Below are 12001 nucleotides of genomic sequence, written 5' to 3'. Positions count from 1 at the left end.
GATGGCAAAAAATATAAAGCCTAATGCAGGGTTTTCATTAATCGAAATGTTGGTTGTATTAGTTATTGTGGCGTCTACATCTGTGTTGCTCTCCCAAGGCTTAACAACGACATGGCAAAACTTTTCTAAATTAAGCACTTCAGAACTGGCAATAGACAAAGCAAAACTGCCTTTGCAGTGGTTTGCCAACAGTGTGAAAGGCGCGTTACTTTCGCATCCTGAAAAAGTCATGATTTGGGGAAGCGAAAATGAAGTAGAATTTACCACGTTTTTACCACCAAATTCCGACGACCAAATACCCAGGGTGATTCGTTGGACCATAGAACAAGAGAAATCTCGTTGGCTTTTGGTGTTTGAAGACCAATTACTCAATGAAGCTTTTGTTATTTATGAAAGTGAATTTCCTTTATTGTTTTCATATCAAGTTAATGGTCAGTGGAGTAATGAATTAATCAGTGATGCAGGGGTATTGCCTAAGGCTATTGCCATAGTGAATAGCAATCAGGTTATTGTTACAGGTGTTGTAGGAAGGCCAGTACAAGCTGACATTCCCGTTGAACTACCTGTGTTTGGAGTTTATGAATTTGAGCCATAAAAACAAGCCTTCTATACGCCTACAGAAAGGGGCAGTTTTGTTGGCAGTTCTTGTTATTGCCATTGTACTGACTGTGCTGGTAAGCAGTGCTGCACGTCTGTTAGAAACTCGTATTGCCTTAGCACAATCGGCAAAAGATAGAGCGGCAGACATCGCCCAAGTACATGGTAAGTCACAAGAGCTACTCTATTATGTTGCAACAGGCAGGCGCACATTTGCGGGCATTAGCACAGGGGCAAATGAACAAGGTAACTTGAGATCTAGTGATGGGGATTTTATTAATATCACAACGGGAGATGAACTTCGCGAAGACGGCTTTGTGTATAAAGAAGACAACGGACTTGGATATTCATTACAAAACACAGCGGGGTTACTGCCACTAAACAGTTCGTTTCCTTATTGGCTAACTAAGTGGTTAGAACAAAAGTCGGTTTCCTATGCAAATCAAAGCGCATTAATACAAGGTGTTGCCGATTGGGCTGACGAAGATGATTGGCGCAGGCCAGCAGGAGCTGAGGCGAGTTTGTACACGAAAAATAGCCTAACAGCCCCCACTAATTACTTATTTCAGCATTGCGGCGAACTGAATAAGGTACTAGCGTGGCGTAATCAGCCTGCGTTGATCGACGCATTTTTGCCTTATTGCACAGTGCGCAGAACCAGCAATTTAAGTCTAAACTCTATTCCTCTGTCCTTATGGGCGTTATTGTTTCCCAATTCGGCGGTTAAAATTGCATCAGAACGAGCTCAGGCAAATTGGCTCACTACCCGTAACGTGGCAATTAACATTGAACCTAGTTTACGCACCATTAGCGAAGATTATTATTCGTTATTAGGGGGCGACAGCACCATTATATCAGTGGAAAATAACAGCGAAGCCATACGTTTTGAAGTTGAAGTTAACAAAGGGCAGCTTCCCCCTTATACGCTGCGCGCTCGCTAATGATCATTTAATAAAAACTTCATATAAGAATATAAACGGTTAGCAATAAGAATCATTGTTTGCTAATTAACCGTTTTGTATGCTTTCTATGTACTCACAAATAGTTAGCTTTATTGACTCAGCGCCCATAAAACGGTACCTGAACAATAACTTTTACATTTATTTTTAAAATAAGAAGGTAAAAGTTTGCGTGAGCCGCCAAGCCATGCTACAAATTACCACATCAACTTATTCAGTAAATAAGTGTTATTTCTAATAAAACTGCTATTAAAAAAGTTGATAACTACGACTTTGTGTTGTAGTTTATTAAGGGTCGTCAGGTGTATTGTCACCCAGGACTAGGTGGCACACGCCATGACAAACAAAAACTATAGTTACTCTTGCAGGAGTTTTACATGCTTAACAAAAAAATATTAGCAGCAGCAGTTGCCGTTGCTTTCACTGGTGGTGCATCAGCCACTGTTACTATTGATGCTGCGGGAACTACCGCATCTCCTATCGGTACTCTAACTGTTGCTACAGAATCGTTCACCGCGACTGATTTTGTTGATGGTTTTTTACCTATCACAACTACTGGTGGCGCAAACGCTACAGATATCACATTTGATGTTGGTTTTTCTGTAGGTTTAAGTGACACAAGATTCGTTCGTGTTGACCTTGTTAACGGTGAATTCGGATCAGTTCCAGCTTTGAGTGCCTTAAACGAAGCAGGCGTTTACGATAACACTGACTTTAATGCTGTTTTATCTAGTGGTGGCGTAGGTGAAAGTTTCGTTATTTTTGAAATTTCTGATTCGGCGCTTGGTATCCCTCTTGATGCAGAGTTAACTGTTGCAACTGCTACTATTAATGCAACTACGGCTGGTACAGTTACAGCTCAATATCGTTTATATGCTGATGCTCTTTTAGCAAATAGCGGCGCAGAAACAACAGCGGATGGCATTGCTGCGACATTGGCTAACACTGGTGCAGTTAATTACATCCAATTTGCAAGTGGCGCAGATGGTAGCTTTACAGATGCAGATGAAGTGGTTGCTACAGTAGAATCTGGATTCTTAGAGTTTTCAACAGCAACTTCGATTACAGGTAATAGTGAGTTAGCTAGTCTTGCTCTTATCACGGTTTCTGATCTTGTTGCTGCTAACACTATTCAACCAGATGGTGCAGCGTTCGGAATTACCAATTTAGTAGCAGCTGGTGCTGATTTAACTATTTCTGGTGATTTTTCAGCGGGTCAGTTTACATTGAACACTGTAAATACTTGTGCTGCTGGAACTGCAGTGCCTGGTACGTTAAACGATGCTGAATCTGAACTTGTATTTTCAACAGTAACTCCTACTGCTACTGCCTATTACTTCTGCGTAAACATAGCAGATGCTGCAGCTGTTGCAGGTGCGAGTGCTGGTTTTGATGAAGATGACGGTGATGTAGCTCAACGTAGTAACTACACTGTAACTGTTGAAGGCGTAACTAGTGGTGTAGAATACAGTGATGACGCGGGAAGCGTAGTTTATGATACAACTACTATTGAAATTCCGTTCGTTACTACCTTTGCTGATTACAACCAACGTATTTACATTGTTAACACAAGTGTTGAAGAAGCAGCATACTCATTTACTTTCTACACTGAAGACGGTATTGAAGTTGAAGGTACTGACGTAGCTACAGGTACTGTAGCTCCTAACGAAGTTACTTTAATTCGTGCTGTTGACCTAGTAGAAATTACTGGTGGCAACCGTGTTGCAGCGGTTCTTGATGTTGAATTAGCTGATGGTGAAGTTTCAGCTGCTACTCAAATCGTAAACCGTAACTCAGGTGAAACTGATACAATCATCCTTAACTAATTTTAGTTAACTTTGATTCAAAAAAGCCTTCTTAATGAAGGCTTTTTTTTTGCTTATTGAGTTATAACGAACTATTGAACATGAATACGCCTATTTGTTTAATGACTGGAATACCTAGGTCTGGTACAACCTTGTGCTGTAAATTATTAAATTCCATTCCCAACACATTGGCTTTACATGAGCCAATTTTACCTAACAGTATTTCTGCAGCGCAGCCCGTAGCTGATATTATGTCGAGCATATCAGCATTAAAACAATCGCTAGTGTTAGGGCGGCCGTTCGAACATGGTGATAATGGGGGCTTACATATTGACAACCCCATTGGTGAAATAAAAAAAGACGGTATAAGGCTGGTTACTGCCCGTCGAGGGAAGATTGCGTTGTCTGAAACGGTGGATGATGATGTGCATCTTTTTGTTAAACAAAATGCAATGTTTACCGCCTTGCTTCCAGCTTTATTGACCCATTATTCTGTGCTTGCCATTGTGCGAAATCCTGTGGATGTTATTTTGTCTTGGCTTACCGTAGATTTGCCTGTAAATAGGGGGAGAATTCCAGGAGGTGAAAGGTTCGATTCAATACTAAAAGAACAACTGAATGGGATTAACAATCGAATTGACCGGCAGTGGGCAATTTATCAGTGGTTTTTAAAACAGTATTTGCAGCGCACTGAAGCCCATCTAACTATTATTCGGTATGAAGATATTATTGCATCGAATGGTATGGTTTTACAAAAATGCCCATTTGTGGCGTCAGCCAGTAGGTTAGAAGAAAAGAGGCTTTGTACGCCAGAAAGGCATTTTTCTGAAGAAAACTATGCAGAAATTCTATCGATTAAATCAAAATTACTTGCTGCAGATTATGGGCATTTATATTCTACTGAAGAAATAGCCTCTGCATATGCTAAACACGGTTTGTAATAAGCTAAACGACTTTATGAGCACATCGACTTTTTATCTTTGTACCGGTTTCCATAGAAGTGGAACATCACTGGTTGCTCAATCTCTTGCTCAAGGTGGAGTGAAGATGGGAGATGAGTTGATGGGTGCCACGTTCAGCAACCCTTTGGGGCATGTGGAAGATATGCCTATTGTTAAACTTCATGACAGGGTGTTTGCGGTTAATGGTACTGATTGGCGCTATACTGGCGATGTACCATTATATAAACCCAGTTGGCTTTCAGATAACATCCGAGACTATTTAGACGGTAAAGCGTCAAATGGAGCTGGGTATTATGGCGTTAAAGACCCAAGGGCTGTTTTTTATTTAGATGATTGGCAAGCGTCGACTAATAATGAATTACGCTATGTTTTTGTATATCGACATTGGTCAGCCTGTGTTAATTCTATTTTATCTAGGGCCAGTCGCTTCCTTGTTAATACTCCTCAGCCTTTGAAAGCAAACAAACTTAATTTTGGTTTTTTTAAGCAACCAGAAATGGTGTTTAATATGTGGTTGGCAACAAACCGACGCCTTTTGGAATTTTACCAATTACATGGGCGCAATAGTCTACTGTTTTCTCAAGAGGCATTTGTAAATGATAATGCTTCGATTATGCAACTTGCACCTAAAATTCAATTGCAACCCGAGATGCTGAGTTCAAGCCACTTTAAGCCAGAGTTAATTACAAAATCGATTCCAAGTGCACTGATGCAATCCGTTAGCCCTGACATAATTACGCAATGTAATGAGTTATGGGCGCAGCTTCAAATTACTTCTGATGTGTCTGTCGACGTTAGCGCTGAAACCTTGAGTCATAATTGGGTACCGGTGATAAATACGAGTTCGCTAGAGCACGACGATACTTCTTTACGCAAGCTTGAATTTAATGGACTAACTTGGAATGAGCTGCTTGATTTTGCAGCAAAAATCAATCCTAACCATTTAACCTGCGAACTAGTTGCAAGTTTTATGAGCCGATCATTTGGCTCTGTAGACGATTACGATTCTTTATCTGAAATTACACACAAATTTAATTTTTTCTTGTTTAGCAAGCTATCTAAAATGCGCGCGATGCATTTGGCATCGAATAGTTGGAACCTAGTTAAGTGGAACAAATACTGCGAACAACAACCCAGTTGGCTGAATCTAACCGATGACGAATTAGTTCAGGACAACCCGTTTTCTACCAGACCCGTTGCTGAATATTCGCCAGATAAAGCGCAATTCAATATATTAGAAATAGACATTGATGACGTTGTTTCTTTTATTGAAAGCCAGCCCACTGATAGCGCAGAAATATTAATAACTCAGATTTTATTGTTTAGAGTATTTATTGACGACAAGCCTTTTAAAAAGCTTGCGAGTTTAGCCGTTGAATTTAATTTAACGTATCTGTCTGAGTTTTGTTTGATTAAATCCCTTCGCTATGACTACAGCGCTGACACCCTAATGAGATTAGGTGATCTTTATAGAAAAGACGGCAATGGTAAAGAAGCGCTACAGTGTTTTGAACAAGGTGATGCTATACGCCCCAACAGTGTGCCTATTCTTGCCAGACTTGCTGAAGTTAACTTGTTTCTTGATAATCTTGTAGAGGCTCAGCAATACACTTCAAAGGCATTGAACAAGAATGAAAAGCGACCAAATCCAATTGCACTGAGATGCCAAAGAGAACTGCAAAATAGAAAAAAAAGTCTGGTTCAAAACGAGCATTTGAAGCATGCTAATTTAACAATAGAATATATTGGCGATTACGAAAAAATCGTCGAAATTGGTCGTGTCGATGCTGAATATGGGGAGCGTGTTGATATACGTAATAGGGCTGCTGCGTTTATTTTGAGAGATAACGCTTCTTGGTTAACCGATGGACTTAAAAATATACCTAAAGCATCTCACCCTTTGTTGCAGCATTACATTTACAAGCAGTGGAAAAGTATTTTTCCTGCAGATGTGGTGCAAAGCAATATTGGTATTACTGAGCCCAACGCCGTTGTGAACTACCCACAATTTAAACGTAAACAGGGAACTCACGGGCACGGGATTATTATTGATGTGGCAAATTTGGATTTGTTTCGTCAGTTGTTGAATGCCATTTATGCAGCTGCTATAGAAGCTGACTTGTTTATTATTACTTGTTTTAAATTGGAATCGGAGGTGAGGCTAATACTGGAAAAGTGCAACTTAACTAAGTGTAAAGTTCATTGTTTTCCAGCTTCGGCCCCAAAAGTTAAGCGTTGGCTACTGAGTTTCAATAGTGAATTGATTGATTACTCATCGGTATTGTATTTACACACAGACTCTGAAGTGTCGGTACCCAGAGTCAAGTCAGAGCATTTGTTAGCCTATTGGTCTTGGTTGGGTGATGAGGGGGCGTTAACTAAGGCGTTTAACGCATTGGAACACCATAGCTCATTAGCCTTAGTTGTTCCGCCGTATCACACTGAACTTCTATCTCGTGACCTTGGGGCGCATGCCATTAGCAAATATGTAGAGCTTAAAAAAACGGCAGAATATAGCTCTGATACGTCTTGTTTTCTTCATCCAGCGGGTAATATGTTTTGTTATAACCCTCAGCATCTACAGAAAATTGTTGAGGTTGAAGGCTATGAAAAATATGGGAAGCAGTTCTTTTTTGCTTTGCCTATGTTATTGGATAAACATGGTTTGAACGCTAAATCTGTTAATGAAATATAGTCATTAGCTTTTTATCGAATTAGAAAGAATACACATTTTGCATATAAGCGGGCAAAGCAGTCACTCCAGTGACCGCGTTTATAAGTAGATTTAAACACGGTTTCTTGCGGGATAGAGACTGGCGTTAACGACAAAAAATCAAATAATTGATTCAATGTTTGCGAGTGTTCATTTTGAAGAGACGCTTGGTGACAAACAAAAACATTGTCATGAGGCACGCTTTGATACAGGCGTTTGAGCTGCCGTTGGTAAAAGCCTCTACTCAAGTAACTAAAATGGCGGGCAGGGCTATCGAATGGCCACGATTGCACTTTTAAATGAGGGAATAGTCGAAAAGGCTCTAATAAAAAGGCCATCAGCATAGTTCGTTTTTCAACTCCACGTTGTTTTGACATGGTGTAATGAGATATAGCTCTGTCTAATGGGTTTCTCAATATCACGATGAATTTAGCATTTTGGTTGTATTCAATACATTGTTTTAGATAATGTTCGCGAAAAAGAGTGATTGGCGTGGCATCACAAATTATGGGCTCACCTTGATAGTTCGACAATTTTTCATCGTATTTTAACCGCGCCTGCCGTGCTTTATTGGCTTGCTTATGAAATGTAGGATGGTCGAAGATATGAGCTTCTTTTCCATCGACAACATAAATGTCGGGGTGTTGATCTAAAAAGCTCGCAAGTGCGCTTGTGCCTGCCTTTTGTACACCGAGTATATGTAAATTAATCACTTATTTAAAACTAGTCATAGAAATTTGTATGGGCGTTAACATATCTATAAAGTGCACAGATGTCACCTAGTAACAGACTAATGGAAGATTAACACATGCGTTCGTATTCATTTTATCGACAATATCATAACTACACAGGTGGACATCAAAAAGTCGCAGATTACATTCAACATACTTTATCTAAAGATAATACTTCTGCGAGTTTGTATTTAGACAACCAGTCTCCAATAGAGTCTCAATTATTTGAAAATATAGCCTTACTAAACTATCAAAGCAGTTACCGTCCACAAGACGCAGATGTGGCATTTATTGCGGGCATGGACTGGCGTCAGTACAGCCGGGAGTTTAATGAAGATCAAATTAAGCTTAATTTAATTCAACATGTTCGGCATGGGAATAAAGACCACCCCTTGTTTCAGTTTTTACAGCATAAAGCCGTTCGAATTTGCGTTTCAGATGCAGTTTATCAAGCCATCAAACCTTATGCTAATGGCCCCTGTCGAGTGATTCGTATGGGACATAACATTCCCAAAATTAATAGAAGAAAAGAAAACGACCTTTATATATTAGGTAATAAGCAACCCGAGCTTGCTGAACGTATCGGTGAGTGGGCACAAAAAAAGCAATACCGTGTGCAAATACATAGTGAATATGTGCCCAAACATGAAGTACTTGATGGAATGGCGAGCAGTAAAATCAGCCTAGTGCTACCAAACGCTAAAGAGGGATTTTATTTGCCGGGAATAGAAGCAATGGCACTTTCCCATTGGGCCGTGGTTCCCCATTGTGTTGCTAATGAAGAGTATATGAAGCCTCAAGTGAATGCGACCCAGTGCGAGCTAGAGTTTGCCAGTTGTATTCATGGAATAGAGTCAGCAATGAAAGCTTTAGCTAGTCCGCTTTATATTATGAAACGTTGGTTCGGAAGGCAACTGGCTGCAAGTTATACATTACAGACTGAACGCAAAGCCTATTTGGCTCTTCTTGATGAACTTGATACCTTGTGGAAATAGCTAGTAATTTGGGTTTGTTTTTATCGTTAATTGCATAGTGCTGGCTTTAGCCGTTTGATTCATATTCGTTGAAATTGAGTATGATAAGTCATATGCCATAGAATTGAAGAGTGCTATCATATCGGAAAATAGCATTCTTATAATAATACTTAAAAAGCTAAGGAATATGACAAGTAGATCAACCTCACTTTACGAATTTGGGTATAACTTTTTAGGCCCTATCTGTAGCGAATATTTTTTTAACTTGCTAACTGAAATCGAGTTAAGTGATCCCAGCGAGATAGTTTTTTTAGCCAGAGAAGGATACTTTTTTAGTAAAGCCTACCAAGTGCTAGTGGATAAAGGGTTGGCCGAAGAGCGCAATCGATTTTATTTACTTGCCTCTAGAAGTTTCTTGTTCCGAATTACTATTACGGACAAAAATGCCAGAAGCTTAAGTTTAAATACAAAATATGCTGGAACGGTTAAGCAGCTTCTTATGGGCCGTTACGGGTTTACTTTACGTCAAGTAGATGAAATTTTTTCCGTTGAAGAACTGGAATCTGAATGCTGTTTACCTGAAGGATCGTCAAAACTAGAAGACTTGCTAAATAAATACCACTCACAGCTAAATGACCTTATTCAGCCTTCAAAACAAGCCTATTTATTATATTTGCAGACCTTAGGGTTAAATGCTGGGAGCAAGCCTCTTTTAGTGGACATTGGGTACTCAGGAACAATCCAAAAGCTATTAACGTATTTGGTGGGAATGAATAGTTCAGCGCTTTATTTTATTACCACACAGCAAGGTAATCAGAGGGTGAACGAGAATACCATTTTTATGAAATCTGTGTTTAAGGATGGAGTAAAAATGGGGGACGGTTATACCATGTTAGACCGCTCCTTATTATTTGAATCTTTGTTGACGTCGCCAAATGGACAATTTATCGACATAGAAAAGCGAATAGGGGGTTCTGGCGAATTATTTAATTTTTATTTTGGCAGAAAATCAAATCCACAATGTAGTATTCATGACTTAGAACGTATTTTTGACGGGGCAATTGATAATATAGTGCACAACCTCTCTAACGGATTAAGGTTTAGTTGCACAGAAATAGAAACCTTGTTTGAGCATTATGCTTTTAGTCGGCACTTTTTTCCCAAAGACGTATGGCCTCTATTTGATGTAGATGATGCTATTTCAGGCAATGGCAATGTAAACCCTCTCCAATTGTTTCGGATTTGAGTTCAGTATGAAAAAATTGATTTCTACCTTTTTGAAAGGAAATAAATATAACCAGCGCATAGTTAGCGGGGCTGAAGAAGTAAACGATGCTGAAGAAGTAAACGATGCTGAGAGTATAGAAAAAGAACCCGTATCCGAAGGTGAGAATACACTTCGCCATGGTTTTAAAAGAGCATTGGAATTAGACTTGTTTTGCCCTGAATGGTACAAGGCACGATATGGTGAATTTAATAGCGACTTTGAAGCCTTTAAAGACTATTGTTTCAAAGCAACATTTTCAAATGTAACACCTTCACCAAATTTCGATACTGAAGCATATCAACGCCACCATATTGACACCTACCTGAATTCAGAAAGTCCTTTGTTACATTATGTTATTCACGGTTTAGCTGAAAAGCGCAAGACGCATCCAACGCATTCTAAATGGCACCCGACATCGCTTATTAGTGCTAATGATCATAGTGGTTGGAATGAGCAAAAAATAGCGATTTGCTTGCACGTGTTCTATGCCGATTTTGTTGAACGATTTGCTGAAGGTTTGCGTTCTTTTCCTTGTGGTGTCGATGTATATGTTACTGCATCTAAAGATATTCCCATTAGTGATATAGAAAATGCGTTTTCCGATATTGCTAATGTAAATCAGCTAACCATTGCTGCTGCACCTAACCGTGGGCGTAACTTTGGTCCTATGTTGGTTGAATTTAATGAACAACTTTTAGACTATGATTTGATTTGTCACTTGCATTCCAAAAAATCACTCTATTCTGGGCGAGAGCAAACACAGTGGTTCGACTATTTGAACCAGTTTTTGTTTAATGACAATCATGTTGTTAGTTCTGTATTGAAGTTGTTTAACGAAAACAAACAGCTTGGTATGTATTACCCTACAACTTTCCATATGATGCCATCGTGGGTGAATCATTGGACATGTAATAAAAGGTTTGCTCAGGGATTTTGCAATGATTGGGGGATTGAAATTGACGATGATTTTGTTAGCTATCCTGTAGGTGGTATGTTTTGGGCACGCCCTCAAGCAATAAAACAACTATTAGAGACTTCTTATACTTACGAAGATTTCCCTGAAGAACCTTTACCCAATGATGGTTCTTGGTTGCATGCGTTAGAAAGAGTATTAGGCTTATTAGTTGAAAAGAACCACTACCAACAGTTTTATTATTACCCTCCTTCGGCTTCATTTACTCTCGATTCATCTTATAAATATATTGGCTACGCTAAACCTGTTGAGCATTTTAAAAGAGAATTAAGTGGGCATGAAATTGTGTCATTTGATATTTTTGATACCCTACTTCGAAGAGAATATACAGAACCTGACTACGCAAAATATTTGTTAGGTAAGTATTTATCAAATGAGCACCTCGTGAGTTCAGCCGATGCCTTTGTTAGTTTGCGCAATAGTGCGGAGTTGACGCTAAGAAAGCAAAAAGGGCATGTCGGAGACGTGAGTATTACTGATATCTACGATTACTTAGGCCATCAGTTTGGGTGGGGGTATGAAGAGTGCTCAAATTATCGAGAGCTTGAGTTCCAGTTCGATCTGGAAATGATTTTACCTAAAGACGAAATGGTTTCTGTGTTGACGCATTTAGCAGATACTGGAAGTGAAATTTGGTTAGTTAGCGATACCTATTATACCGAGAAGCAAATTGAACACATGCTTCAAAGAATTGGTGTTGCTGTTGGTTATAGGTTGTTTGTTTCTAGCGCAATGCAAAAGCGCAAAGATGCTGGAACTATGTGGTCGCACATTGCAAGCTTGGTCGAAGGCGGTAAACGTTCTTTTGTCCATGTGGGGGATAACGTGCGGTCAGATGCGCAACTTTGTGGAGATTATGGGTTGAAGAATTTACATATTTTGAACCCAGTGGACAAATGGACGTCGTCTGGAATGTCACTGCCAAAAATGAAGAGCAATGAGATAATGGACGAAGAGACAATTCTAAAGTGGGGACGGCTGATCGCAAATCACGGACGTTATCCATTCCACGGCGATTAA

Annotated in this window: 9 protein-coding genes; 8 read left to right on the top strand and 1 reads right to left on the bottom strand. The window is 39.5% G+C overall.

What is annotated here, in order from left to right; genetic code table 11:
• Nucleotide 1 precedes the first annotated feature (1 nt).
• The 5 genes from J3L16_RS00405 (at nucleotide 2) to J3L16_RS00385 (ending at nucleotide 7018) form a co-directional block, all read left to right on the top strand.
• Nucleotides 2-595, top strand: a complete 594-nt coding sequence (locus J3L16_RS00405; RefSeq protein WP_207610894.1) for a prepilin-type N-terminal cleavage/methylation domain-containing protein — start codon at nucleotides 2-4, stop codon at nucleotides 593-595.
• A 37-nt stretch (nucleotides 596-632) separates the two neighbouring features.
• Nucleotides 633-1538 carry a hypothetical protein gene (locus tag J3L16_RS00400; protein ID WP_207610893.1) on the top strand — a complete coding sequence of 302 codons (906 nt, stop codon included), beginning with the start codon at nucleotides 633-635 and terminating at the stop codon, nucleotides 1536-1538.
• A gap of 395 nt (nucleotides 1539-1933) precedes the next feature.
• Nucleotides 1934-3382, top strand: a complete 1449-nt coding sequence (locus J3L16_RS00395; protein ID WP_207610892.1) for a hypothetical protein — start codon at nucleotides 1934-1936, stop codon at nucleotides 3380-3382.
• A gap of 80 nt (nucleotides 3383-3462) precedes the next feature.
• Nucleotides 3463-4302 carry a sulfotransferase domain-containing protein gene (locus J3L16_RS00390; RefSeq protein ID WP_207610891.1) on the top strand — a complete coding sequence of 280 codons (840 nt, stop codon included), beginning with the start codon at nucleotides 3463-3465 and terminating at the stop codon, nucleotides 4300-4302.
• Between the two features lie 16 nt (nucleotides 4303-4318).
• Nucleotides 4319-7018: a hypothetical protein gene (locus J3L16_RS00385; protein WP_207610890.1), complete on the top strand. Its 2700-nt coding sequence runs from the start codon at nucleotides 4319-4321 to the stop codon at nucleotides 7016-7018.
• Between the two features lie 11 nt (nucleotides 7019-7029).
• Here the strand turns inward: J3L16_RS00385 and J3L16_RS00380 are convergent, their stop codons facing one another.
• Nucleotides 7030-7749, bottom strand: coding sequence for a sulfotransferase domain-containing protein (locus tag J3L16_RS00380; protein ID WP_207610889.1), 720 nt, complete (start codon nucleotides 7747-7749; stop codon nucleotides 7030-7032).
• Between the two features lie 95 nt (nucleotides 7750-7844).
• Between J3L16_RS00380 and J3L16_RS00375 the strand changes: the two genes are divergently transcribed.
• The 3 genes from J3L16_RS00375 (at nucleotide 7845) to J3L16_RS00365 (ending at nucleotide 12001) form a co-directional block, all read left to right on the top strand.
• Entirely contained in the window at nucleotides 7845-8762 is a 918-nt protein-coding gene (locus J3L16_RS00375) for a glycosyltransferase (protein ID WP_207610888.1), read from the top strand.
• Nucleotides 8763-8928: 166 nt separating this feature from the next.
• Complete coding sequence (locus J3L16_RS00370) at nucleotides 8929-9987, top strand: hypothetical protein (protein ID WP_207610887.1); 1059 nt, start codon at nucleotides 8929-8931, stop codon at nucleotides 9985-9987.
• A 7-nt stretch (nucleotides 9988-9994) separates the two neighbouring features.
• On the top strand, nucleotides 9995-12001 hold the full coding sequence (locus J3L16_RS00365) for a rhamnan synthesis F family protein (RefSeq protein WP_207610886.1): 2007 nt from the start codon (nucleotides 9995-9997) through the stop codon (nucleotides 11999-12001).

Origin of the sequence: Alteromonas sp. 5E99-2 (assembly GCF_017368475.1) — a bacterium.
Lineage (GTDB): Bacteria > Pseudomonadota > Gammaproteobacteria > Enterobacterales > Alteromonadaceae > Alteromonas_F.
This window is presented reverse-complemented; position numbering and strand designations above follow the sequence as displayed.

What these genes read in the sequence shown, in the direction of transcription:
- J3L16_RS00405 (WP_207610894.1), top strand. Translation starts at nt 2, where the DNA reads ATGGCAAAAAATATAAAGCCTAATGCAGGGTTTTCATTAATCGAAATG.
- J3L16_RS00395 (WP_207610892.1), top strand. Translation starts at nt 1,934, where the DNA reads ATGCTTAACAAAAAAATATTAGCAGCAGCAGTTGCCGTTGCTTTCACT.
- J3L16_RS00390 (WP_207610891.1), top strand. Translation starts at nt 3,463, where the DNA reads ATGAATACGCCTATTTGTTTAATGACTGGAATACCTAGGTCTGGTACA.
- J3L16_RS00385 (WP_207610890.1), top strand. Translation starts at nt 4,319, where the DNA reads ATGAGCACATCGACTTTTTATCTTTGTACCGGTTTCCATAGAAGTGGA.
- J3L16_RS00375 (WP_207610888.1), top strand. Translation starts at nt 7,845, where the DNA reads ATGCGTTCGTATTCATTTTATCGACAATATCATAACTACACAGGTGGA.
- J3L16_RS00370 (WP_207610887.1), top strand. Translation starts at nt 8,929, where the DNA reads ATGACAAGTAGATCAACCTCACTTTACGAATTTGGGTATAACTTTTTA.
- J3L16_RS00365 (WP_207610886.1), top strand. Translation starts at nt 9,995, where the DNA reads ATGAAAAAATTGATTTCTACCTTTTTGAAAGGAAATAAATATAACCAG.